The sequence below is a fragment of the Brevundimonas sp. genome, assembly GCF_035998205.1.
In the GTDB taxonomy this organism is placed as follows: domain Bacteria; phylum Pseudomonadota; class Alphaproteobacteria; order Caulobacterales; family Caulobacteraceae; genus Brevundimonas.
On sequence record NZ_DASYHT010000004.1, the window covers coordinates 77,383 to 101,368 of the forward strand.

At 70.1% G+C, this 23,986-nt stretch carries 23 protein-coding genes; 11 read left to right on the forward strand and 12 right to left on the reverse strand.

Annotation, left to right across the window (positions count from 1 at the left end; translation table 11 throughout):
- Positions 1–17 precede the first annotated feature (17 nt).
- From VGN74_RS03140 to cysG, 4 genes are read right to left on the reverse strand one after another with little or no spacing between them, the layout of a single operon-like run.
- Positions 18–1,091: a phosphoadenylyl-sulfate reductase gene (locus VGN74_RS03140; RefSeq protein WP_327445897.1), complete on the reverse strand. Its 1,074-nt coding sequence runs from the start codon at positions 1,089–1,091 to the stop codon at positions 18–20.
- A complete protein-coding gene (locus VGN74_RS03145; RefSeq protein WP_327445898.1) occupies positions 1,078–2,745 on the reverse strand; it encodes a nitrite/sulfite reductase in 1,668 nt (555 codons plus the stop codon). Before VGN74_RS03145 ends, VGN74_RS03140 begins: the two co-directional genes overlap by 14 nt.
- A complete protein-coding gene (locus VGN74_RS03150; RefSeq protein ID WP_327445899.1) occupies positions 2,745–3,014 on the reverse strand; it encodes a DUF2849 domain-containing protein in 270 nt (89 codons plus the stop codon). Before VGN74_RS03150 ends, VGN74_RS03145 begins: the two co-directional genes overlap by 1 nt.
- Positions 3,011–4,381 (reverse strand): siroheme synthase CysG, encoded by a 1,371-nt coding sequence (cysG, locus tag VGN74_RS03155; RefSeq protein ID WP_327445900.1) that lies wholly within the window; start codon positions 4,379–4,381, stop codon positions 3,011–3,013. Before cysG ends, VGN74_RS03150 begins: the two co-directional genes overlap by 4 nt.
- Before the next feature lie 290 nt (positions 4,382–4,671).
- Between cysG and VGN74_RS03160 the strand changes: the two genes are divergently transcribed.
- From VGN74_RS03160 to cysC, 3 genes are read left to right on the forward strand one after another with little or no spacing between them, the layout of a single operon-like run.
- Complete coding sequence (locus VGN74_RS03160; RefSeq protein ID WP_414643520.1) at positions 4,672–5,493, forward strand: ferredoxin--NADP reductase; 822 nt, start codon at positions 4,672–4,674, stop codon at positions 5,491–5,493.
- Entirely contained in the window at positions 5,483–6,451 is a 969-nt protein-coding gene (gene cysD / locus VGN74_RS03165; protein ID WP_327445901.1) for a sulfate adenylyltransferase subunit CysD, read from the forward strand. Before VGN74_RS03160 ends, cysD begins: the two co-directional genes overlap by 11 nt.
- Positions 6,451–8,313: an adenylyl-sulfate kinase gene (gene cysC, locus VGN74_RS03170; RefSeq protein ID WP_327445902.1), complete on the forward strand. Its 1,863-nt coding sequence runs from the start codon at positions 6,451–6,453 to the stop codon at positions 8,311–8,313. The genes cysD and cysC overlap by 1 nt, the downstream gene beginning before the upstream one ends.
- Before the next feature lie 16 nt (positions 8,314–8,329).
- Here the strand turns inward: cysC and VGN74_RS03175 are convergent, their stop codons facing one another.
- Positions 8,330–8,767, reverse strand: a complete 438-nt coding sequence (locus VGN74_RS03175) for an MAPEG family protein (RefSeq protein ID WP_327445903.1) — start codon at positions 8,765–8,767, stop codon at positions 8,330–8,332.
- A gap of 163 nt (positions 8,768–8,930) precedes the next feature.
- On the opposite strand from VGN74_RS03175, the gene VGN74_RS03180 reads away from it, so the two are divergent.
- The 3 genes from VGN74_RS03180 to VGN74_RS03190 all read left to right on the forward strand — a co-directional run bounded on the left by VGN74_RS03180 (position 8,931) and on the right by VGN74_RS03190 (position 11,483).
- Positions 8,931–9,320: a vanz family protein gene (locus VGN74_RS03180; RefSeq protein ID WP_327445904.1), complete on the forward strand. Its 390-nt coding sequence runs from the start codon at positions 8,931–8,933 to the stop codon at positions 9,318–9,320.
- 70 nt (positions 9,321–9,390) lie between these two features.
- The gene (locus VGN74_RS03185; protein ID WP_327445905.1) at positions 9,391–10,713 is read left to right on the forward strand and encodes a UDP-glucose/GDP-mannose dehydrogenase family protein; all 1,323 of its coding nucleotides are present in this window, start codon (positions 9,391–9,393) and stop codon (positions 10,711–10,713) included.
- Complete coding sequence (locus VGN74_RS03190) at positions 10,710–11,483, forward strand: WecB/TagA/CpsF family glycosyltransferase (protein WP_327445907.1); 774 nt, start codon at positions 10,710–10,712, stop codon at positions 11,481–11,483. Before VGN74_RS03185 ends, VGN74_RS03190 begins: the two co-directional genes overlap by 4 nt.
- A 66-nt stretch (positions 11,484–11,549) precedes the next feature.
- Here the strand turns inward: VGN74_RS03190 and VGN74_RS03195 are convergent, their stop codons facing one another.
- The 6 genes from VGN74_RS03195 to VGN74_RS03220 form a co-directional block, all read right to left on the reverse strand.
- The gene (locus VGN74_RS03195) at positions 11,550–12,473 is read right to left on the reverse strand and encodes a glycosyltransferase family A protein (RefSeq protein ID WP_327445908.1); all 924 of its coding nucleotides are present in this window, start codon (positions 12,471–12,473) and stop codon (positions 11,550–11,552) included.
- Positions 12,470–13,570: an acyltransferase family protein gene (locus tag VGN74_RS03200; protein WP_327445909.1), complete on the reverse strand. Its 1,101-nt coding sequence runs from the start codon at positions 13,568–13,570 to the stop codon at positions 12,470–12,472. The genes VGN74_RS03195 and VGN74_RS03200 overlap by 4 nt, the downstream gene beginning before the upstream one ends.
- Complete coding sequence (locus VGN74_RS03205) at positions 13,567–14,874, reverse strand: O-antigen ligase family protein (RefSeq protein ID WP_327445910.1); 1,308 nt, start codon at positions 14,872–14,874, stop codon at positions 13,567–13,569. The genes VGN74_RS03200 and VGN74_RS03205 overlap by 4 nt, the downstream gene beginning before the upstream one ends.
- Positions 14,871–15,905, reverse strand: coding sequence for a glycosyltransferase (locus VGN74_RS03210; protein WP_327445911.1), 1,035 nt, complete (start codon positions 15,903–15,905; stop codon positions 14,871–14,873). Before VGN74_RS03210 ends, VGN74_RS03205 begins: the two co-directional genes overlap by 4 nt.
- Complete coding sequence (locus VGN74_RS03215; protein ID WP_327445912.1) at positions 15,893–17,134, reverse strand: hypothetical protein; 1,242 nt, start codon at positions 17,132–17,134, stop codon at positions 15,893–15,895. The genes VGN74_RS03210 and VGN74_RS03215 overlap by 13 nt, the downstream gene beginning before the upstream one ends.
- Before the next feature lie 381 nt (positions 17,135–17,515).
- A complete protein-coding gene (locus VGN74_RS03220; protein ID WP_327445913.1) occupies positions 17,516–18,517 on the reverse strand; it encodes a transglutaminase-like cysteine peptidase in 1,002 nt (333 codons plus the stop codon).
- Positions 18,518–18,701: 184 nt separating this feature from the next.
- Here VGN74_RS03220 and VGN74_RS03225 point away from each other — a divergent pair, with 184 nt between their 5' ends.
- Together VGN74_RS03225 and VGN74_RS03230 are read left to right on the forward strand one after the other, a co-directional pair.
- On the forward strand, positions 18,702–19,289 hold the full coding sequence (locus VGN74_RS03225) for a polysaccharide biosynthesis/export family protein (RefSeq protein ID WP_327445914.1): 588 nt from the start codon (positions 18,702–18,704) through the stop codon (positions 19,287–19,289).
- Positions 19,290–19,326: 37 nt separating this feature from the next.
- Positions 19,327–20,472, forward strand: coding sequence for a cell wall hydrolase (locus VGN74_RS03230; RefSeq protein ID WP_327446673.1), 1,146 nt, complete (start codon positions 19,327–19,329; stop codon positions 20,470–20,472).
- Between the two features lie 16 nt (positions 20,473–20,488).
- Here VGN74_RS03230 and VGN74_RS03235 read toward each other — a convergent pair whose 3' ends face one another.
- On the reverse strand, positions 20,489–21,280 hold the full coding sequence (locus tag VGN74_RS03235) for a metallophosphoesterase family protein (protein WP_327445915.1): 792 nt from the start codon (positions 21,278–21,280) through the stop codon (positions 20,489–20,491).
- A 136-nt stretch (positions 21,281–21,416) separates the two neighbouring features.
- Here VGN74_RS03235 and VGN74_RS03240 point away from each other — a divergent pair, with 136 nt between their 5' ends.
- The 3 genes from VGN74_RS03240 to VGN74_RS03250 all read left to right on the forward strand — a co-directional run bounded on the left by VGN74_RS03240 (position 21,417) and on the right by VGN74_RS03250 (position 23,962).
- Positions 21,417–21,971 carry a hypothetical protein gene (locus VGN74_RS03240; RefSeq protein ID WP_327445916.1) on the forward strand — a complete coding sequence of 185 codons (555 nt, stop codon included), beginning with the start codon at positions 21,417–21,419 and terminating at the stop codon, positions 21,969–21,971.
- A gap of 119 nt (positions 21,972–22,090) precedes the next feature.
- Positions 22,091–22,585, forward strand: a complete 495-nt coding sequence (locus VGN74_RS03245; RefSeq protein ID WP_327445917.1) for a hypothetical protein — start codon at positions 22,091–22,093, stop codon at positions 22,583–22,585.
- 69 nt (positions 22,586–22,654) lie between these two features.
- Positions 22,655–23,962 (forward strand): outer membrane beta-barrel protein, encoded by a 1,308-nt coding sequence (locus tag VGN74_RS03250; protein ID WP_327445918.1) that lies wholly within the window; start codon positions 22,655–22,657, stop codon positions 23,960–23,962.
- The last annotated feature ends 24 nt before the right edge of the window (positions 23,963–23,986 follow it).

Sequence of the window (23,986 nt, forward strand, 5' to 3'; positions counted from 1 at the left end):
CGCAAGGAGAGGGGAGGTCAGAGGGCCGGGGCGACCCGGCGGCCAAGATGGATGCCGCACTCGGTCTTGTCGACGCCGGCCCAGCGACCGTCGCGCGCATCGGCGTCGGGCGCCACGGCCCGGGTGCAGGGCCAGCAGCCGATCGAGCGGTAGCCCTGGTCGGCGAGGGGATGGGGCGGAAGCCCGCGCCCGGCCGCCGCCGCCTGCACCTGCGCCTCGCTCCAGTCGTGCAGCGGATTGACCCGCACCCGCCCTTCGAACACCTCGAACGGCTGCAGGGCCTGCCGGTCGGGGGTCTGGTGGCGCTTGCGGCCGGTGACGACGAGGTCGATACCGCTCAGGGCGCGAGCCAGCGGCCTCACCTTGCGCAGGTCGCAGCAGGCGTCAGGGTCCGTCTGCCACAGGGCGCCCGCGGCGTCCTCGGCGGCAAGGTCATCGGGCGCAGGCGTGATCAACCGCACGTCCTGCAGGCCCAGCCGCTCCGTGAGCGTGCGGCGGTAGGCGAGGGTCTGCAGGAAGTGCATGCCGGTGTCGAGGAACAGCACCGGGGTGGCCGGCGCGACGTCCGCCACCAGCGCCAGCAGGACGGCGGACTCCGCTCCGAACGACGACAGCACCGCGGGCCGGGCGCCGAGCGCAGGATCGAGCGCCGCCCGCAGGATGCCTTCGGCGTCCGCCTCGCCGGCGACGGCCTCTAGCTGCGCCGCCAGCGTCTCCGGGGGCCGGCGTGCCGCCCGGCGGCGCCAGACCGGCGCCTCGGCGTCGGCGCCGGGCTGGTAGACGGCGCTGAAGGCGGCCGCCATCCGGCGCCAGGCGTCCGCATCTGCGTCCTCCGGCAGGACCACGGCGTCGAACCCCGACCGGGCGAGATGGCGCGCCTGGTCCGGGATCAGGCGGCCAGCGGCGACCAGCCGGCCGCGGTAGCCGCCGGCGCGCAGGGCGGCGGCCAGCGAGAAGCCGCGTCCGTTGCGAAAGGCCCCGAACTCCAGCACCAGGGTTCCGGCGTCCGCCGCCGCGGCCGTGATCGTCTCCAGCGGGGTGTCGACCGGCAGACGGACGCCGTCGTCGGGGACGCGCTCAAGCCACTGCATCGAGCGCTCCATAGATGGCCTCGCGGAACGGGCCGACGCCCAGCCGGCGCACCGCCGCGAGGAAGGTCTCGCCCTCGGCGCGCACCTCGAGATAGCGCTCCAGCGCGCGCGAGACCGCCGGAGCCACTTCGTCCGCGGCGAGGCTGCGGCCGACGATCTCGCCCAGCGCCGCGGTCTCGTCCGGCGAGCCGCCGAGGGTGATCTGGTAGTATTCCTCGCCCTTCCGGTCGACGCCTAGCACGCCGATGTGGCCGACGTGGTGGTGACCGCAGGCGTTGATGCAGCCGCTGATGTTGACCCGTACCGGCCCCAGCCGCTCCTGCAGGTCCGGGTCCGCCAGGGCGGCGGACAGGGCCTGGGCCACCGGGATGGACCGGGCGTTGGCGAGGCTGCAGTAGTCCAGCCCCGGGCAGGCGATGATGTCGGTCACGAGGTCGGCGTTGGGCGTGGCCAGACCGGCGGCGGCGAGCGCGCGCCAGACCTCCGGCAGGTCGTCGAGCCGCACGTGGGGCAGGACGAGGTTCTGTTCATAGGCGGCCCGGACCTCGTCGAAGCTGAAGCGTTCGGCCAGATCAGCGACGACCTCCATCTGCGCCGCCGTGATGTCGCCGGGCACGCCGCCGGGCGGCTTCAGCGAGATGATCACGCTGGCGTAGCCCGGCTGGCGGTGCGGCCGGACGTTGCGCCGGGCGAAGCGTGCGAGGTGGGAATTGGCGCCTTTCGCCGCCTCGAAGGCCGCGCTGGTCGCCGGCAGATCGGCGAAGGGGGGCGGGGCGAAGGCGGCGCGGATGCGCGCCAGTTCCGCCTCGGGCACGCGCAGGTCCTCGCGGCGCAGGGCGGCGAAGTGGCGCTCGACCTCGGCGCGGAAGGCCTCGATGCCCATGGCGGCGACAAGGATCTTGATGCGCGCCTTGTGGATGTTGTCGCGTCGGCCCAGCAGGTTCCAGGCGCGCAGGATGGCGGTCAGATAGGCCAGCAGGTCCTGGCCCTTCACCGCCGGGGCGATCTCCTGCGCCAGATGCGGCAGCCGGCCCTGGCCGCCGCCGACGAAGACCCGGAAGGCGGTCTCGCTGTCCGCGTCGCGGACCAGCTGCAGGCCGACGTCGTGCGTGCGGATGGCGGCCCGGTCGGCCTCGGAAGCGATCACCGCGATCTTGAACTTGCGCGGCAGGAAGGAGAACTCGGGGTGCAGGGTCGACCACTGGCGGATCAGCTCGCACCACGGCCGCGGGTCCTCGATCTCGTCGGCGGCGCAGCCGGCGAAGACGTCGGTGGTGACGTTGCGCACGCAGTTGCCGGAGGTCTGGATGGCGTGCATCTCGACTTCGGCGAGGTCGGTCAGGATGGCGGGCATGTCCGCCAGCGCGGGCCAGTTGAACTGGATGTTGGTGCGCGTGGTGAAGTGGCCGTAGCCACGGTCGTACCGCCGCGCGATGTGCGCCAGCTGGCGCATCTGACGACTGCCCAGCACGCCATAGGGAATGGCCACGCGCAGCATGTAGGCGTGCAGCTGCAGATAGACCCCGTTCATCAGCCGCAGGGGCTTGAACTCATCCTCGCTCAGCGCCCCGGAGACGCGCCGGGCGACCTGGTCGCTGAACTCGGCGATGCGCTCGCGCACGATGGCGGCGTCGAACTCGTCGTAGCGGTACATCAGGCGGCGCCCAGGCTGTGGCCGACGGTCGGGCCGGTGGCGCGGATGGTTTCCCGGAAGCGGTCGCGGCCGGAGGGGCGACCGTCCTCGACCTCGACCAGATAGGGATTGACGAACAGGTCCGGTCGGCCGGCCGCCGCCGCGAGGGCGGCGTCGGCGTCCGCGGCGTCGAAGCGTCCGGCTTGGGCCAGCGACAGGACCGGCGCGCCATCGGCGCCCAGATAGAGGACGCGGCCGTCCGACAGGCGGTTGGCGGTGACGATCTTCACGCCGCAGCCTCCGCGATCTCGGCGGTCCCGCTGGCGGAAGCCCAGGCCGCGACCTCGCCGATCACCAGCAGCGCCGGGCTGACCACCCGTTCGCGACGGACCAGCCGGGCCAGGCCGTCCAGCCGGCCGGTGACCACCCGCTGGTCCGGGCGCGAGCCGTTCTCGATCACCGCCACCGGCGTATCCGGGGCGCGCCCCGCCGCCAGCAGGCCGGCCTCCACGTCGCCGGCGGCGACCACGCCCATGTAGACGGCGATCGTGTGGTCGGGCTCGCCGAAGCGGCTCCAGTCCGGGCCCGGGGCGCCCGGCCGGGTCTCGGCCGTCACGAAGCTGACGGCGCGAGCCTGGTCGCGATGGGTCAGGGGGATGCCGACGGCGGCGGCGCAGCCGAGGGCGGCGGTGACGCCGGGCACCACGACGACCTCCAGCCCGGCGGCGCGCACCGCCGCCAGCTCCTCGCCGCCGCGACCGAAGATGAAGGGGTCGCCGCCCTTGAGCCGCACCACGCGGTGACCGGCGCGGGCCTCGGCGATGATCAGCTCGGCGATCTCGTCCTGCGGCACGGCGTGCTCGCCGCGGCGCTTGCCGACGTAGATGCGGCGGGCGTCGCGCCGGGCGCGGGCCAGCACCTCCGGCGGGGCCAGTCGGTCGTGGATGACCACATCCGCATCCTGCAGCACCGACAGGGCCTTCAGCGTCAGCAGCTCCGGATCGCCGGGGCCGGCGCCCACCAGGTGGACGACCGCCGGACCTGCGGCCTCGGGCCGGGCGAGCAGCCGCAGCATCTCGCGCCGCGCCTCGGTCATGCGACCGGCGACGGCGAGATCCTTGGGCGCGCCGCGGAAGGCCAGCTCCCAGAAGCGCCGGCGGGCGATGAAGTCGGGCAAGGCGGCGATCACCGTGTCGCGCAGGTCGGCCGACAGCCGCGCGAGGCGGTCGAGGCCTTCGGGCAGGGCGGCCTCGATGCGCGAGCGCACCTCGCGGGCCAGCACCGGGGCCACGCCGCCGGTGGCGATGCCCACCACCACGCCGTCGCGGTCGATAAAGGAGGGGGTGTGGAAGTCGCTCAGCGCCGGCTGGTCGACGACATTGACCTGGGCCCCGGCGGCGCGGCCGGCCCGGGCGAAGCCGGCCGCCGCCTCTGGGTCGGCCAGGGCGATGAACACCAGGCGGCTGCCGGCGAGGTCCGCGGCCTCCGGCCAGCGGTCCTGGCAGCGCGGGTCGGCATGCCCGCCGGGGCCGGCGTACCAGACCAGGTCGGTGCCCGAGCCGTCGAACAGCCGGGCCTTGGCGGCGGCGGCGTGGCCGTCGCCGATGATGACGACCTTCGTCCCCGGCAGGGGAATGGAGGCGAGAAAGACGCGCATGGAGTTGCCCTCGGCGGCTTTCTCTCGGCCGCCCGCCTCAAGGCCTAGGCAGCGGCGCCTCCGGCGACAAACCAGATTGTCTTCGGCGAGGCATCAGCTTTTCTATCGCCGCTGCGTTGGAGCTCGCCTGCGCCGCCTGCTTGGCGGGGTTTCTCTGAAGTCCCTCGGCGTCGCATGCAGATTTTCTGATCCCCGGATGCAGTAGAAGTCGTTCGCCCGGTCCGGGGGCTGGCGCCTAAGTGCCGGGCTCGCCCCGGCTGTCCGCGGGGCCTCGCTCCGGAGGGATCGCCTTGACCGACGTCGCCATCGCCCCCGCACGCCCGGCGGTCGCCGGGGCGTGGGACACGCCGGCGCTGTTGTGGACCCGGCGCTGGACCGACCGGCTATTCAGCTTCGCGGTGGAGCGGCCGGAGAGCTTCCGCTTCCGCTCCGGCGAGTTCGTCATGCTGGGGCTGCCGGCCGCCGAGCCCGGCGGCAAGCCGGTGCTGCGCGCCTATTCCATCGCCAGTCCCGCCTGGGCCGACGAGCTGGAGTTCTTCTCCATCCAGGTGCCGGACGGCCCCCTAACCTCGCGGCTGGGGCGGCTCGAGGCGGGCGATCGCATCCTGCTGGGGCGCAAGCCCACCGGCACCCTCGTGCTGGACGCCCTGCGCCCCGGGCGGCGGCTGTATCTGATCGCCAGCGGCACGGGCCTGGCGCCCTGGCTCAGCGTGCTGCGCGATCCGGAGACCTGGGAACGCTTCGAGCAGGTCATCGTGACCCATACGGTGCGGGAGGCCGGGGACCTGGCCTATCGCGCCTTCCTCGAAGGCGGCATCCACGACGACCCGCTGGTCGGCGAGGCCGCGGCGGCGCGGCTGGTCTACTATCCGACCGTGACCCGCGGGCCGTTTGCCCGAACAGGCCGGATCACCGATCGTATCGCTGACGGCCGGCTGTTCGCCGACCTCGGCCTGCCGGCGGGCTTCGACCCCGCCGGGGACCGGGTCATGCTGTGCGGCTCCATGGCCATGATCCGCGACGTCGCCGCCCTGCTGGAGGCCGCGGGCCTCGTCGAGGGCTCCAACGCCGCCCCCGGAGACTATGTGCTGGAGCGCGCCTTTGTCGGCTGACCTGATCGACCACCCGGCGCATCGCGCCCGCGCGGCGCGCCCCGCTGCGCCGTCCGCCGGCCTGTCGCCGCACCTGCGCCGCCTCGAGGCCGAGGCGATCGAGATCTTCCGCGAGGTGGCCGCCACCGCCAAGAATCCGGTGCTGCTCTACTCGATCGGCAAGGACTCCGGCGTGCTGCTGCACCTGGCGGCCAAGGCCTTTCATCCGGCTCCGCCGCCGTTCCCGCTGCTGCACATCGACACCACCTGGAAGTTCCGGGACATGATCCGGCACCGCGACACGGTGGCGGCGACCTATGGCGTGCGGCTGCTGGTGCACACGAACGCCGAGGGGCTGACGCGCGGCGTCAGTCCGATCGCCTCGGGCTCGTCGGAGCACACCCGGGTGATGAAGACCGAGGCCCTGCGGCAGGCGCTCGACGCCCACGGCTTCGACATGGCCATCGGCGGGGCCCGCCGCGACGAGGAGAAGAGCCGCGCCAAGGAGCGCATCTTCTCCGTGCGTGGCCCGGGGCACGCCTGGGACCCGCGCCGGCAGCGGCCCGAATTGTGGAACCTCTGGAACACCCGCCTCGCGCCCGGCGAGACGCTGCGGGTCTTCCCCCTGTCCAACTGGACCGAGCTCGACGTCTGGGACTACACGCGCGCCGAAGGCATTCCGGTGGTGCCGCTCTATTTCGCGGCTCCGCGACCGACGGTCGTGCGCGACGGGGCGCTGATCGTCCGCGACGACGAGCGCCTGCCTCTGGCCCCGGGGGAGACGCCGCAAATGCGCCGCGTGCGCTTTCGCTCGCTGGGCTGCTACCCGCTGTCGGCGGCGGTGGAGTCCGACGCGGACACGCTGGACGCCGTCATCGCCGAGCTGCGCGCCAGCCGCGCCTCCGAGCGCCAAGGCCGGCTGATCGACGCCGACGAGACCGCCTCGATGGAGCGCAAGAAGCGCGAGGGCTACTTCTGATGGACGGGACCTGGCCTGCGCCGGCCGCGCGCGACCACCTGCGGTTCCTGACCTGCGGGTCGGTGGATGACGGCAAGTCGACCCTGATCGGCCGGCTGCTGCACGATACGGGACAGGTGCCCGACGACCAGCTGGCCGCCCTGGCGCGCGACAGCCGGCGCTTCGGCACGACCGGAGACGAGCTCGACTTCGCCCTGCTGCTGGATGGCCTTGAGGCCGAGCGCGAGCAGGGCATCACCATCGACGTGGCGCACCGCTACTTCTCCACGCCGCGACGGCACTTCATCGTCGCCGACACGCCCGGCCACGAGCAGTACACGCGCAACATGGCCACCGGCGCTTCGGGCTGCGACGCCGCGGTCCTGCTGGTCGACGCCACCCGCGGCCTGACGCCCCAGACCCGCCGTCACGCCCGCATCGTCGCCCTGTTCGGCATCCGCCAGGTGATCCTGGCCGTGAACAAGATCGACCTCGCTGCCGACGCCCGCGCGGCCTTCCCGGCGATCGTCGCGGACTTCGAGGCGGCGGTGGAGGGGCTGGGCCTGGAGACGGTCATCGCCCTGCCGATCAGCGCCCGTCACGGGGACAATGTGGTGCGGCGCGGGCCGCGGCTGGACTGGTTCGACGGGCCGACCCTGATCGGGGCGCTGGAGCGCCTGCCGGTCGACGACCGGCGCCTGGCCCGGCCGTTCCGCTTCCCGGTGCAGTATGTGAACCGGCCGGACCACAGCTTCCGCGGCTATGCCGGCACCGTCGCCTCGGGCCGGATCGAGGTGGGCGACCCGCTGGTGGTCTGCCCGTCCGGGCGTCTCGCCACCCTGGCCCGCATCGTCACCCGCGACGGCGACCAGCCCTCGGCGGCGGCCGGCGAGGCTGTCACCCTGGTGCTCGAGGAGGAGGTCGATGTGGCGCGGGGCGACGTGCTGGCCGCGCCCCAGGCCCGGCCCGCCGCTGTGGACCGGTTCGCCGCCACCCTGCTGTGGATGGACGAGCGGCCGTTCGATCCGGCGCGGGCGCTGCAGCTCCGGCTGGGCACGCGCGTCACGCCGGTGCGCGTGCGGCTCACGCCGGAGGCCGACCCGGAGCCCGGGCGCGCGCCGCAGCTCGCGCTCAATGGCATCGGGGCGGCGGAGCTGGTCGTGCCCTCGCCGGTGGCCTTCGACCCGTTTGCAGATGATCCCGCCCTCGGCGGGCTGGTGCTGATCGACCGGGACAGTGGCGCCGTGGTGGCCGCCGGCGTGGCCCAGGCGCCCCTCGGCCAGGCCGGACACATCTACCCCGGCGCCGGCGAGGTCTCGCGCCATGACCGGGCCCGGCTGAACGGGCATCAAGGCGGCGCCGTCTGGCTGACCGGTCTGCCCGGCGCGGGCAAGTCGACCCTGGCCCGGGCGGTCGAGGCGCGCCTGCACGCCCGCGGCGTCCGCGCCGTGGTGCTGGACGGCGACAACCTGCGCCATGGCCTGAACCGCGACCTTGGCTTCTCGCCCGAGGACCGGGCCGAGAACGTGCGCCGCACCGGCGAGGTCGCCCGGCTGTTCGTCGAGAGCGGCCTGATCGCCCTTTGCGCCCTGGTCTCCCCGGCGCGGGCGGCCCGTGACGCCGTGCGCGAACGCCTGCCGGCCGAGAGCTTCGTCGAGGTGTTCGTCGACGCCCCGGTCGAGACCTGCCGCGCCCGCGACCCCAAGGGGCTCTATGCGCGGGCCGGGGCCGGCCAGCTGTCCGGCCTGACCGGGGTCGGGGCGGACTATGAACCGCCCGAGGCGGCGGACCTCACCCTCGACACGGCCGCCCTGCCGCCCGAGGCCGTCGCCGACCAGATCCTGTCCCTGCTGGTCCGGCGCGGGTGGATCCCGGCGCTGTAGCGGGGCGGCTTGCGCCTCAGCCGGTCGGCAACAGCCGGCTCAGCAGGGCGGGATCCACCGCACGGAAGGCGGCCAGCGCCAGGCTGACCAGCGCGGCATAGGACACGGTCCAGACCAGACCGCGCAGATAGGGCGCGCCCAGCATGTAGAGCGGCAGATAGACGATGCGGGCGGCGGCGAAGACGATCGCCGCCCACTGCGTCGCCGGGGTGCTCACCCCGATCAGCGCCAGCAGTACGACCAGACCGAGGAAGAAGGGCAGGGTCTCGTGCAGATTGCGCAGGGCCCGGGTCAGCCGACCGAGCAGGATCGAGTCCTTCGTGGCCGGCGGCGCATCCTGGGCCGAGTTGGCGTAGGCCACCCCGTGCACCCGGCGGTACTCGGCCGCCTGGAGCAGCACCTGCACCAGCCCCAGGGCGATGACGACGAGGGCGGCGAACAATTCGACGGTCATGGCAGGCCTTGCGGGCTAGGGGCGTGGAGGAAGCCGCACTATGGCACGCCCACACGCCGCCGCGAGGGCTGCCGGCGTCGCGGGGGGGGCGCTTGCCTATGTTGCGGCGCAGCAAATCGTGTCAGGGTTCGCGCGCAGGTTCAGTGGCCCGGGAGCGCGTCTGATGAGTTCGAGCGAGATGAGCGCGCCCTTGACTGGCAGGCTGGCCGTCTTGATCGACCGCCTGCGCCCGTGGCTGCGCGCCGGGACGACGGTCGGGGCCGTGATGCTGATCGGGCTCATGCTCGGGCCGTTCCAGGGGCTGGAACGGCGGGTCGGGATGACCGATGTGCTGGCCCATGCGGTCGGTTTCGCCATCATCACCGTCGCGATCCTGCTGAACCTGCCGCGGCTGGGACGGCTGCCAGCCGCCGGCCTGGCGCTGGCCATGGGTCTTGCGATTGAGGGGCTACAGGCGATGCTGGGGCGCAGCGCCAGCCTGCCGGACCTGGCCGCCGATCTGGTCGGCATTGCCCTGGTGGCGGTTCTGTGGCCCCGTCGTCGCGCGATGTGATCATCCTGTGATTGCTCTGCTGCATCGCAACACGTAAGGCTAACCTCGGGTAAGTGAGAGGGGACCCTGAATGCGCGTCGCGATGATCGGCACCGGCTATGTCGGCCTGGTGTCCGGAGCCTGTTTCGCCGATTTCGGTCACGTGGTGACCTGTATCGACAAGGACCCGTCCAAGATCGAACGGCTGGAGCGCGGCGAGATCCCGATCTTCGAGCCCGGCCTCGACGACCTGGTGGCGCGCAACGTGCGCGAGGGCCGGTTGTTCTTCACCCTCGACGGCGCCGAGGCGATCCGTCAGGCCGACGCGGTCTTCATCGCCGTCGGCACGCCGTCGCGCCGCGGCGACGGCCACGCGGACCTGTCCTATGTCTACGCCGCCGCCGAGGAGATCGCCGGCCTGATCGAGGGCTTCACCGTCGTCGTCACCAAGTCGACCGTGCCGGTCGGCACCGGCGACGAGGTCGAGGCCATCATCCGCCGGGTGAACCCCCAGGCGCAGTTCGCCGTCGTCTCCAATCCGGAGTTCCTGCGCGAGGGCGCCGCCATCGGCGACTTCAAGCGACCCGACCGCGTCGTGGTCGGCGTCAACGACATCGACAGTCCGACCGGCCAGCAGGCTCGCGCCGTGATGAACGAGCTCTACCGCCCGCTGAACCTCAACGAGAGCCCGCTGCTCTACGTCGGGCGGCGCACCTCGGAGCTGATCAAGTACGCGGCCAACGCCTTCCTCGCCATGAAGATCACCTTCATCAACGAGATGGCCGACCTGAGCGAGGCGGTCGGCGCCGACGTGCAGCAGGTCGCGCGCGGCATCGGCCTGGACAAGCGCATCGGGTCCAAATTCCTGCACGCTGGCCCTGGCTATGGCGGCAGCTGCTTCCCCAAGGACACCCTGGCGCTGGTGCGCACGGCCCAGGACGCGGGCGCCCCCAGCCGGCTGATCGAGACCACGGTCGAGGTCAACGCCGCGCGCAAGAAGGCCATGGCCGGTCGCGTGGAGAAGGCCCTCGGCGGCTCGCTCAAGGGCAAGACCGTCGCCCTGCTGGGCCTGACCTTCAAGCCCAACACCGACGACATGCGCGACGCCCCCAGCCTCGACATCGCCCCGGCCCTGGTCGCCGCCGGCGCCACGGTGCGCGCCTTCGACCCCGAGGGCATGACCGAGGCCGCCCACCTGCTGCCCGACGTGCAGATGACCGACAGCGCCTACGCCGCCGCCGAGGGCGCCGACGCCGTGGTCATCGTCACCGAATGGGACCCGTTCCGCGCCCTGGACCTCGACCGGCTGAAGGGCCTGATGGCGCAGCCGGTGCTGGTCGACCTGAGGAACATCTACCGGCCGGAAGACATGGCCGCGCGGGGCTTCCAGTACAGCGGGATCGGGCGGGGATGAGCGGGGGGGACGTCCTTCCCCGGGTCAGGATCGGCGGCTTCGACACGGTCGCCGTCACCCGCGCCCGACTGGCCGAACAGATGGTCGAGGACTGTTTCGCCGCCCGCGCCGGCCAGGTCGCCGGGCCGAAACTGGTGTTCTCGTCCAACGGCCAGGGCATCGCCCTGGCCGGCAAGGACCCGGCGTTCCATGAGGTGATGACGAGGGCGGAGATCGTCCACGCCGACGGCATGTCGGTGGTCACCGCCTCGCGCCTGCTGACCCGCCGCCCCCTGCCGGAGCGGATCGCCACCACCGACTTCTTCCACGACGCCGCCGAGGCCGCCTGCGCCCACGGCCTCAAGTTCTACATTCTCGGCGGGCGCGAGGCCCAGAATGCCGCGGCGGTCGCGGCCATGCGACGCCTCTACCCGGACCTGCAGATCGTCGGCCGCCGCGACGGCTACTTCGGCCGCGACGAGGACGCCGCCGTCTGCCGCGAGATCGTCGCCAGCGGCGCCGACGTCCTGTGGGTCGGGCTGGGCAAGCCGCAGCAGGAGTTCTGGAGCGCCGCCAACCGCGAGCGCCTGAAGGGCCTCGGCTGGATCAAGACCTGCGGCGGCCTCTACGCCTTCCTCGCCGGAGACGCCCCGCGCGCCCCCGCCTGGATGCAGGCTGCCGGCCTAGAGTGGCTGTTCCGCGCCCTCAAGGAGCCCCGGCGGCTGGGCTGGCGCTATCTGACGACCAATCCGCAGTCGATCTACAGAATGGTACGGCTTACCAAGCTCTAAATCTTCTCAGGCCGAGTGCGTGCATTTGGTGGCTGCATCTGCTTGAGCGGGCGTAGAACTAAAATCTCACTTCAAGTACCCGCGCATGCGGATCAAGCTATCCGCCAGCGTTCGATACAAAATGGGGTCTATTAAAATCTGCGCCAACACGACAATCGAGAGGCGCGGCGAGTACGCGCCTTCGATTAACGCCTTGATATAAAGAGCTATTGCTCTGATTGGTTTTCCCTCACGGGCGTAAGCCTTGGCTGCAACCCAGCCTGCATCTGCGACAAGTGCGCGTTTTGGAATCTTGTTGGCTAGGGTTCGGTGCCAGTCGAGCCGCGATTTCGCGTTGAGGTTTGTCGAAACGCGACTTGAGCGGGGAAGATCTCTCCAAAATGCGCTCGGGTTAGGCTTCATGATAAAGCGTGCACCGGCCAGATAGAGGCGGATGGCAAAGTCGGTGTCTTGACCAAAGGGCAGGCCCTCAAGAAACAAGACCGTGCGAGCGAGTTCAGTGGGAACAACAAGAGAAGATGGCTGAACAAATCCTCTGTCGCATAGAAGATACTCCGCCATATGCTCATCTTCCCGAATGGCTCTCGGCGGCTTGAGGAACGTTAAGCCGCTCCCTCTGTCCACAATAACTTGAGAGTAGACGCATGTCTTGGGCGGTCGGCCATCGAGCGCCTTGAGGGAGGATTCGAGGTGGCTGGCTTCAAAGGCGTCGTCGGAATCTAGAAATGCTACGAACTGCCCGGACGCGCGCAAGATGCCTGTGTTTCGGGCGGCGCTGCCCCCACCATTCTCGCGGCGAACGTATACGAATCGATGGTCCCCCAATTTTTCGATGACATGTCGAAGTGATTCGCCGTCGGATGATCCGTCATCGACCACGATACATTCAAAATCCTCAAAAGTTTGACGACGAACCGACTCGAGCGTCGCTGCAATTAGGTCTGCCCGATTGTAGGCGGGGATCACAACCGAGACGGTGGGGTGACTCATGATGCTTTCTCTTTGGCCGTCCGGACTGTAAGGCGATTTACCAGCCATTCTAGGACTGCCCGGGTTTCACGCTTCCGCCGCTCGCCAGCTTCGGCGAGCAGGAAAAGACATATGAGTGTCGTGATAAGGCCCCCGGGGCCGGACAGCCAAGCTGACGGATGCCGCTCGTTGATCGCGGCCATGGCGACGATAATGGGCTGATGCATGAGGTAGATTGTGAATGTCGCGCCGGCGGCCCAACGGATGGCGGCCTCGACCCTCGCGGGGACGAAATTCCCTCGCTTCATGATGATCGCACAGCCGACAAAGTGTAAGGCCACGAGCAGGCCGATCATCAAGTAATAAACGTAGGCAACAGCCCACTGTGAAATTGATTCAAACCGCATTGGAGAGCCCAGAGGCGGAAAGACAATATACTTGAAGATCGGATACAGCGCAGGAGACGCCGTGAGCGATATTGCTATCCAGAGGGCGGGCCTCGGTGAACGATTGCTGGCCTTCTGGCACACATCGTAGGCAACGATGCCGAGGCCCCAAAGGGCTCCATACGCGAGAATCTGGGGCCCGAAGAGAGCTGTCCACGCCAAGAAAAATGCAATTTGCAGGCGTCGCCGCTTTATAAATGTGACCAAAAAAAGAATATAGTAGGCCACTTCATAACCGAGAGACCAGAAGGGATCATTAGTCCCCATGGTGACGCGCGCGCCCCAAGCCTCATTTAGAAAGGAAAGCGACTGCGCAATCTCAAAGTAGTTTGCAGGCCCGTTCCAGAACTCAAGTGACGCATAGTATGCGGGATTGTATGTGAACCCGACCGCATCAAACAGAGCCGTGACGGCGACAGCAGGTATGGCAACGGACCACATCCGGCTCAAGCGTGCTAAGGCATACGATCTTGCGCCGACGCCCCGATTGACAGTCGCGTGCCGGATGACGAAGCCCGAGAGGACGAAGAACAGGGCGACGCACTCAGGTCCGTGCGTTGATATGAGTTTTGACAGATCAGGGTCTACGAAGCGCTTGGCGTGGGACAGAAACACGCCGATAGCAGCGGCGAGACGGACAAGGTCCAGATAGATAGATAGGTTGCGGTTCATCGCTTTTGGCGGGGCCCGGCTGGCCCTCTCTCCATCGACCTCAGAACTCCCAGCGCCAGAACCAGTAGCATCCAGACCGGGCGATCCCGGTCGGCAAGTCCGGACTCGGTTAGCGCCTGGACCATCGCGAAAACGACGATGCCGACCAAAACCGGGGCTTCAACGAACCTAGTCGCAGTTAGCCCTCTGAGGGGACCGAAAATCGAGGTGATCAACGCGCACAGCAGCAATCCCAATCCGACCAGCCCCGTAGACACGGCGATTTCAACGTAGCCGTTGTGTGCGTGTGCAAGTGTCTGAAAGAACGGGTTGGCGGTGAGATCGGTCATGACCCCGTCAACGCCTGTCTGAAAGACTGACTGGTAACCGACGCCGCCTAGCGGGTGCTCGGCGATGAGTTGCGCCATCATTTGCCAGATGCGACCACGGCCAGTGAGGAGCTCTGGATCTGAGAGCCACTGGATTCCAGGTCCGGTGAACCACCAGACTGCGCCGGCTATCGACAACGGCGCCGTGGCAAGGGCAGCCTTGGCCCAAATCGCACGATACTGACTTCCGTGCGCCCACTGCACTGCGAGCATGATCGTCGCCGCGAGAAGCCCGACGCCAAGCGACGTCTTCGAGCCGCTCATCCATAGGGCAAACAGGGCTGAGGTGAGCAGAGTCCACGATGCCAGCCGCCTGTTCTGCAGTGCGGAGAAGAGGTTTAGCAGGACTGCGATCGCAGCCACCGAGCCGAAGATGTTCTTGTGATAAAAGACGCCGCGCCAGTCGCCGATGATCCCTTTCTCAGGATCTCCGGGCTGGTGGATCGCCAGAGCCGGCAAGGCGACGCAGGCAACCAGACTGAGCAGGATTAGCGCATTCAGCGTCTTCGTCGTGATCGCCAGCGAGCGCTGCGGCGACAGATTCGCTGCGACGATGAACAGGGTGGCCACGATGATGAACGTGAGTGTCAGTCGCCTCATGGCGATATCGGGTACTGGCGACCAGAGGAGCGTGACGGCGCACCACGCAAAGAAGATCAGGAAGGCCGCCGGTACGGCGCTCATCACGCGCCCTGGCCGATAGATGATGGCCGGGAGCAGCGCCGCAACGAACAGCGCCACGTAACCGACTTGCTTGATGACGTCGCCGCGCATGCCGACGTCCAGAGAGGCCGTCACGCGAGGTTCCAGCGGCGAGAACCGCGTCAGAGCGAGGGCAAGGAACACGGCGAGGAAGGCCGCGAAATATCGTTCGACAGCCTCAGCTGCGGGGGCAGTGCGTCGGATTGGCAGGGCGAGCCCGGTACTTGTCATCATCGAACTCCGGCGTAGAGGGCCGCGTGATCCCGTCCCACGGCGTCCGGTGAAAGCTTGTCCAGGGGAGCTAGCAGATCGGCGGAACGCGCGGCGATGAAATCCTCGGCGCAATCCAGAATCCAGTCGGCGGTGACCGGTCGCATGAATGTCCGTAGCCATTGCGGGCCAACCTGTTGGCCGAGCGCATCCAGCGCCGGAGCACTCGGACATAGGACAGGGACGCCAGCGGAGAGCGCGGCAAGAACGCTGCCGGAGTTCAGGATCCGCTCGAAGTTGAATGCCGCGGCGTCCGCTACGCGGAGCGTGGTGACGACCTCGCCATGCGTAAGTGCGCGGGCGTTAAGGCGGAACCGGGTATCGTTGCGGACTGCTGACGCGATCGCGCGAACGTGGTCTGCTGGCCCGTCGCCGGCGATGGTGAGCTCGAAGTCACGATCGACCTTCCCGAGTTGCTCGACGAGCTCAAGCACGCCCTTGTAGGGGCGCAGCTTGCCAACGCAGGCAAGGCGGATCGGACCGGGGGCGCGCGGCAGAGCCGAGAGGTCGGCGTGGCGCGCGAAGAACTCGCGGTAGTGCGGATGTGGCACCTCGTGGACTTTGGCGCCCGCAACCTGCGGATAGAGCCTTTGGACCTCGGGGGTGGTATCGGGCGACATCAGGATCACGTCCGTGACCAGCGGGAGAAACGCCTCGCACAGCAGACTCCAAACGGCCGCGCGTGATGAGGAAAGCGCTTCGTGGGGAAGCAGATTATGCACCGTCCAAACGACCCGGCCGCCCGACGCGCGGGTTCGCGTGGCCTGTTCTATCAGCGCCCGGGCCCGAAGGCTGGCCACTAGCGAGACGCGGCCCGCGACACGCCCCCAGAAAACACCTTCAAGCCAATGCACATGAAAGGCGTCGAAGCCATCGCGAGGGCGGTAATCGAAGTGCTCGACTTGCGCTCCGGCGGATCGAATGCCGGATACGAGGATCGAGATGAAGGGGTTGTCGTCGTCTGCTGTCTTTGCTGGACACATCAGGACGCGCATTGGGGCCCCTCCTGCGCCAAGGGCGTGCGGCTGTTCAGGTGTGCGTGCCACGTCCTGCGGATCAAAACACAGGTAAGCGTCTCACCCGCGAGAATACCCAGCAGCGACCAGACAACAGCGCCAGGCACAATCGCTACGATCACCCCGACGACCAGCAGTGACAGGGGGGCCGTGACGACCGTGATCCATGCCAGGGGCCGGAAGAGGCCAGCGGCTTGCAGAGCGGCGCTCTCCGCGCCCCTGAGGCTGCGGGCCAGATAGATGGCCCCGAGCAGGATCGCTGCAATCTGGATGTCGCCTGAGGCGTAGTCGGCGTTGCCGATAAGCCCTGTCAGCCAGAAGGCCAGCATCAGCACCAGCGCCAGGTTTCCGGCCCATGCCAGCGTCGAGGCGACGGTGAACTGCCGGACGTCCTGCTGAACGGCGGCGGCGTCGCCCTGGGCCAGAGCCTTCGCCATCCGAGGCCGCTCGTACTGGGTCAGGGCCTGCGCCACGATGGTCAGGGGTCGATAGAACAGGGTGACCGCCGCAATGGGGGCGAAGGCGGCCGGGCCGAGTATGGCGCCGATGATGTAGGGATGGGCGTTCGCTGTCGCCTCCGTGGTCGCGACGCCCAGCACGGCCCACCGCCCGTGCTTGCGAAAGGACTCGTTGAAGGGCGCGGCGGGGGCCCGGAACGCGCCCCTGAACGCCGCAAACGCCGACCCGGCCATGGCCGCAAAGGCCGCAATGCATCCGGCGGTCTGTACAGCGAAAGCCGCGTGAAGCGTATCGATCTTGAGGAACATCATGCCCGCCACGCCGAGGCAGACTATGACGCTGTAAAGGACATCCGCGCTGGCGGGGCGCAGCACGTGGCCGTTCGCCAGTTCGACGGAGCGAAAGAACCAGCGGGTCCAGCTGCCCAGGCCATAGATCGCGGCCAGCAGGCCGACCCCGGGGTCGGCGGTCAGGGCCAGCACCGCGGCGTAAAGCGCGGCTGCGCCGACCAGCGACGCCAGCAGGCTGACGCGGGCGAAGCTAGCGATCACCTGCTGCCGGCGACGGCCGGTCTCGGACTGGATGGCGAGGATAATGGGGGAGCAGAAGAGCCCATTCGACACGCTCATGCCGAACTGGACATAGACCTGCACGAGCGCGAACAGGCCGAACGCGGCGAGGCCGGTGGTCCGTTGGAGGTAGAAGGCGAGAAGGAAGTTCGCCCCGGAGTAGGCGAACGCCGCGCCCACGCCCGAGTATCGCTTCGCTGAATGCCAAAGTTCAGATTGGGCTGAGGAATCAGCCATTTGGTCTGCCGCTCAGAATGTGAGTTGGCGCGTTCGTGCGCGAGGCGCGCAAAAGGTGCCCATCGAAGGTCGGCGTGTTTCCAATGCTCCTACAGTTCTGTGTTATGCGGGTGAAGTGCGGCTTGCTCACCGAGGCGATCGAGCCGACGATCGGCGCAATAGTTAGTTCCGCCGTGGCTTCCCCGGACGCTGTACGCATAGATCCCCCGACGCACGGCCCTCCGCCTGCGACGGGTTGCAACCTATCATCGCCGGATCACGGGGGCGAGCCCCCATGTTGCACTGCAACCGGGCTTGATCGCCCGGCCTGTGCGGGTCGCCCCCCTACGCCCCCACCGCCCGCCAGGTCAGCGGGTCGCCGGGGGTCTGGCGGGCGATCCAGGTGTAGGGGGTCTGGTCCCAGCGGCGGATCCAGGGGCTGAGGTTGTCCAGCACCAGGGCGCCCTTGTCGGTGTCGATCAGCAGCACGGCGTGGGACTCGCCGCGGCGGGTCTCGACCAGGGCGATGGACAGGGCGCGGGCTGGAACCCCCGCTTGAATAAGCGCGGCGCGCTTGGCCAGGGCGTAGTCCTCGCAGTCGCCGACGCCGGCCTCGCCCAGGGCCCACTGGTCCGGGCGGCCATAGACGGCGCTGTCCTCGCGGTGGCGGATGGCGCGGTTGACCTCGCGGTTGATGCGCTGGACGCGGCGCCAGTCGGCGCGATCCAGGGTCAGGGGGGCGGCCTCCGGGGCGCGCACCCGGGCCACGGCCGGGCGGGCCAGGTCGGCGGCGGCCAGGGCTTCAACGGGCGTCGCGACACGGGCGGGGGCGGGCCCCTCGAGGGCGCTGGCCGCGGCGTCGGCGGCGGCGATGGCGTCCGCGGCGGCCGGGGCGTCCGTCACGCTCGGAGCCGGCGCAGGGGCGACGCGGCCGAAGCCGGCGCCAAGGCCCGAGCCCGGGCGCAGGGCGGTGAAGGTCTTGGTCAGGGCGATCTGTGTCAGCGCGCTCTGGGTGAGGGCGCTTTGGGCGGCGATCGCCGGGCCGGCGGCCGGGGCCTCGCGCGGGGGCGGGGCGTCGGGCAGGGGCCGGCCGAAGGCGAGGCTGAAATAGGCGCGGCTGGCCTGCTGGCGCAGCACGTCGAGGTCGGTGGCCGAGGGGGCGGCGGCGGCGGTGCAGTGCTCCGGCTGGCGGCTGCACAGCTCCAGGAAGCCGCGCGGCGGCGCCTCGATCGCGCCCAGCCGCATGGCCGGTCCCGCCTCGCTGGCCACGGCCGGTCCGGCCGCCAGCAGGCCGGCGGCGGCGAGGGACAGGACGCGGGTCGGGGTGGCCTTCGGCATGGAACGCATGTCTCCGTTCGACATGCGATGACTACCGGGCCCCGCCTAAAATCTGGCGTACAGACAGGATGTACTGAAACCTTACGAATGTGATTGACCGGCGTTAAGCATAAGTCTGCTGCGGCGCGGTATCTGCTTGGCTTTCGGGCGTCTTTTCGGCTATGGGGACGGGGCTCGCTCAAGGAGAGGTTTCATGGCCGTCGCGTTCCGGCTGTTTCTGGTCGCCCTGGTCGCCCTGGTGGGGGCGTCGCTGTCCGCCTGCGCCGCCGGCCCGGCGGCGGGTCCCCTGTCCGAGGCCGAGCTGCTGAGCGACCGGGTGGTGCCCGAGTATCGCCTCGGTCCGGCCGACAAGGTGCGGGTCACCGTGTTCGGCGAGGAGGCCCTGACCGGCGAGTTCACCGTCGGCGCCAGCGGGGCCCTGGCCTTTCCGCTGGTCGGCGAGATTCGCGCCCAGGGCCTGACCACCGCCGAGCTGCAGGAAGCCATCGCCACGGCCCTGCGCCAGGGCTACATCCTCGAGCCGCGCGTCAGCGCCGAGGTGCTGACCTACCGGCCCTTCTACATCCTCGGCGAGGTCGAGAAGCCGGGTGAGTATCCCTACACCAACGGCCTTACGGTGCTGAACGCCGTGGCCACGGCCGAGGGCTTCACCTATCGCGCCGACACCCGCCGGGTGTTCATCCGCCGCGCCGGCGAAACCGGCGAAACCGCCTATCGCCTGACCTCCACCACCCTGGTGGCCCCGGGCGACACGGTCCGCATCGGCGAGCGCTTCTTCTGAGGCGTGGACCCGTGTCCAGGTCCGGAGGCCTGATGTGATGCCCCTTTCCGAGATCGCCGCCCGCGCCTCGGCCCTGGCCGGGCGCCTGCGCGCGCGGCTGGCGCCGTGGGTGGCGAAGGTCTGGCCCGAGCGCGCCTGGTCGAGCCCGCACACCGCCTCGGTGACGGGCTGGATTTCCTGCGCCGCCATCCTCGCCGCCAGCGGGGCGGTCGGGGTGCAGGCGCGGCTGGATGAGCTCGCCGCCGCGCGCGGCCCGGCGCCGGTGCTGCAGCCGGTGGCGGCCACCAGTCCGGCCGATGTCACCGACTTCGTGCTGACGCCCGAGGCGCTCAACGCCCTGACCGAGGACGAGGCCCGGGCGTGGAACGCCGCCCTGCCGGTCTCGACCCTGCCACTGCTGGCGGCCAGGCCCTTCATCATGGACACGACCGACTGGGAGTCCTACTCCCGGGCGCTCGACTGCCTGACCGCCGCCGTTCATTACGAGGCGGCCAACGAGCCGGCCGTCGGCCAGGCCGCCGTGGCCCAGGTGGTGCTCAACCGGGTGCGCCACCCGGCCTATCCCAGCACCGTCTGCGGCGTGGTGTTCCAGGGCTCGGAGCGCGAGACCGGCTGCCAGTTCACCTTCACCTGCGACGGCTCGCTGGCGCGGCCGCCGCGGCCGGAGGCCTGGGCCCGCGCCCGCGCCGTGGCCTCGGCCGCGCTGAACGGGCTGGTGATCCCCAATGTGGGCATGGCGACCCACTATCACGCCGACTATGTGGCCCCGATCTGGGCCACCAACCTGGTCAAGCTGGGCCAGATCGGCGTGCACATCTTCTATCGCTGGACCGGGGCCTGGGGCCTGCCGGGCGCCTTCAATGTGGCGCATCCGGGGACCGAGCCCCTGCTGCCGGACATGGCGCCGATCCTGACCCTGACCCCGACCCCGGAGGTCGAGCCGGTCCCGATGCTGATCGAGGTGGCCGAGGTCGAGCCGCTGCGCCCTGCCGCGCCCGAGGCCGCCGCGGCCCCGGTGCTGGTCACCGCCGTGGCCCCGCCGCCGCCGGTGGCGCCGGTCGCCGAGCCGGTGCGCGCCGCCGCCCCGGCCCCCGCCGCGCCGGTGCTGGCCGATCCGCTGGCCCGGCCCGAGGCCCAGGCCGAGCGCCGCCGTCCGCGCATCGCCGCGCCGAGCAGCTGGTAGGGCCTCAGGCTGGCGTTCAGGCCGGCGTCCAGTCGCTGACCCGCACGGTGCCGCCCCCGGCCCGGGCCTGGACGAAGCGACGCGTGTCCCGCTCCAGCCGCAGGGCCGTCAGCACCCCGGTGGCGTAGGCGCCGGTGTCGAGATTGATGCGGCGGGCGTCGACGTGCGGCTGGTCGACCGGGGTGTGGCCGTGCACCACCACCTTCTCGAACGGCTTGCGGTCGCTCAGGAACGGCTCGCGGATCCACATCAGGTCCTCGGCGTCCTGCTCGGCCAGGGCGACGCCCGGCCGGGCGCCCGCATGGGCGAAGAAGTAGTCCCCGTGCTCGGCGAAGCTGCGCAGGCCGTTCAGCAGGCGCCGGTGCGACTCCGGCAGGGCGTCCGCCAAAGCCTGGGACGTTTCCGCCCAGCCCTCGGCGTCGGTGCGCCCGGCCGGGGAGGCGACCTTGTAGGAGGCCAGCGCGTCGCGTCCGCCGTAGTCGCACCAGGACGGTCCGATCTGCGGCTCGGTCAGGAAGGCGAGCATGCGGTCCTCGTGATTGCCACGCAGGGCGGTCAGCTGCACCCGCCCGCGCGCCTCGAGATCGCACAGAAGCTGCAGCGCGCCGCGGCTGTCGCGGCCCCGATCCACATAGTCGCCCAGCATCACCAGATGGGTCGGCAGGGGGCCGGCGTCGGCCTCGATGGTCTCCAGCAGCGGGGCCAGCAGATCGGCCCGGCCATGCACATCGCCGATGGCCCAGACCACCCGGTCGGGCGGAACTTCGGCAGGACGGCTTGCGGAAGACTTGAAAAGGCGGCCAAACATCGCCGCAACATTGGCCGTCCCGCGCCGCCGCGCAACGGGGGAGGGGGCCGGAGCTTCAGGAGACGGCATGGCGCGTGACGCCGGGACATCGCAGCGGACGGCTTCAGCGCGGGGGCGCGGGCAGGTGGGGGCGCGTGTGCGCGCCTTCGCGCCGCTGGCGTTGGCCGGGGCGCTTGGCGCGCTGACGCTGGCGACCGGGCTGGGCTTCGCCGTGGCCCTGGCGCGGCCGGATCTCGATCTCGGCCCGGCGTCGAACCTGCTGGCGGTGCACGAGGCCCGGGCCGAGGCGGCGCTGGCCGCCGGTGATCTGGAGGCGGCCGAGGCCTCAACGCGGGCGGCTCTCGCCGAGGCCCCGCTCACCTCCCACGCCTGGGCGCGCCAGGCGGTGCTCGCTTACCGCCGTGAGGGGCGGCTTGGACCGGATACGGTCGCGGCGCTTGAGCGCTCCTATGCGGTCGCTCCCTATGGTCCGGACATCACGGCGTGGCGCCTGGCGCTGCTGCTGGAGCATTGGGGCGAGCTGCCGCCGGAGTTGCGGGCGTCAGCGCTGGATGAGCTGAAGGTCTTCGCGACCTACCGGCCGGGGCCGGCCCAGGCGCTTCGGGACCGGGTAAGCCTTCCCGCCGGCCGGCTCGCCGCAACCGCCGCGCTCCGGCTGGCCCGGCTGGAAGCGCGCCGCGCCGCCGCCTGACGGCCGGGCTGTTGCCGTGAGGTCACCCCCGGGCATCATAGTTTAATGAAATCCTGCCGGCGGGCTTCCCCTTCGCAGGCGCACAATGTACATTGTTGGTTGAAACTCTGGAGGGGTTCATGCGCAAGTCACTTTCCGCCCTGGCCGTGTCCGCGAGCCTCGCCGCTGTCGCGACGGTGGCCGGCGTCGTCGCCGTCCCGTCGATCGCTCTCGCCCAGGACTCGGTCCAGGCGCTGGCCAACGCCATCGCTGCGGCGGCCCAGACGGCCGCGTCCGAAGCTGCGGCGGCCGGTCTCACCCCCGATCAGGCCGCCGAAGCGGTCGAAGCTGCCATCCAGGCGGTGATCCTCAGCAGCGGCGCGGCCCCGGCCACCGTCACGGCGGCCCTCTCCGCGGCCCAGTCCAGCCTGCAGGCGTCTGGGTCTCTGACCCCGGCGATCTCGTCGGCCATCAGCTCCACCAGTGCGGCGGTCAATGCCGGCACGTCCGGCCCGGCGGCCGGTGGCGGCGCGGGTGGTGCGGGCGGGGCTCCGACCGGCGGTGCGCCGCTCGGCAGCGGCGGTTCGGCCGGCGGCGGCGGCGGCGGCGGCTCGGACTACCGTCCGAACACCTGATTTCGCGGCCGGGCATCGCCCGGCCGTTGAGTTTAAGCTTATCGACTTTCTCTCTGGAGCGGGCGCATCATGCGGGTCTCGTTGAAAAGTGGCGTGGTTCTGGGCGCCCTGACGGCGGTGGTTGCGGGCCCCGTCTTCGCGCAGTCGGCTTCGGGCAGCCTGCGGTCGGCCCAGGCCCAGAATGCCGATCTGTTCGCCCGCGACCGCTCGGTGGCGGTGCGCGAGCGCTCGCGGCCGGAGTATGAAGCCCTCGGCGTCCGCGCCGGGACCTTCATGGTCTATCCGAAGGTCGAGTGGGCCGCCGAGAACAACGACAACGTCTTCGCCGTCGCTACCGGCGAGGAGAGCGACGTCATCCTCCGCGTCCGCCCGGATGTGGCGGTGGAGTCGACCTGGTCGCGTCACGCGGTGGCGGCCTACGCCCGCGCCAGCCTCGACCGCTACCAGGACTTCGACAGCGAGGACTCCGAGACCTGGGGCGTGGGCGCCAGCGGCCGGCTCGACATCGTGCGCGGCTCGGCCGTGAACTTCGGCGCCGACTTCGCCAGCCTGGTGGAGCCCCGGACCTCGTCGAACACCCCGGGCTTCGCCGCGGAGCCGGTGGAGTACGAGGTTGGCCAGGCCTTCCTCGCCGCCAGCCGTACCATGGGCCGCGTCCGCCTGTCGGGTCGGGGCGATGTGCGCACCTTCGACTACAATGACGTGCTGAGCACCACGGGCACGGTGATCGACCAGGATGACCGCGACCGCGAGATTCGCAGCCTGACCGGCCGCGTCGACGTGGCCCTGAGCCCGGCGACGGCCCTGTTCGCCCAGGTCACCGGCAACGACCGCGACTACGACGTCGCCTCGACGCCGGTGTTCGCCGCCCGCGACTCCTCGGGCTACGAAGCCCTGGCCGGCGTCAACTTCGAGCTCGGCGCGGTGGCCCGTGGCGAAATCGCCGCCGGCTACATCTCGCAGGACTATGACGACGCCCGCTTCGAGGACATCGACGGTTTCGGCGCCCGCGCCCAGGTCGAGTGGTTCCCGACCGAGCTGACCACCTTCACCGCCACCGGCAGCCGCACCATCGAGGACGCCGGCATCGCCGGCTCGAATGGCTACCTGTCCTCGAGCGTTGGCCTGCGGGTCGACCACGAGCTGCTGCGCAACCTGATCCTGACCGCCTCGGTCAGCCGTGCGGTGGACGAATATGAGGGCATCGATCGCGAGGACACCCGGATGGACGCCAGCGTCTCGGGCACCTGGCTCGTCAACCGCAATTTCGGCGTCAATCTGGCCGCCAGCCGGTTCGAGCAGGAATCCGACGGTGTCGCCGGTGGGCCGGACTTCACGGTCAACCGCCTGATCGCCTCGATCGTCACCCAGTTCTGATCAGAAGGCGCCGCGGCGTAAGGT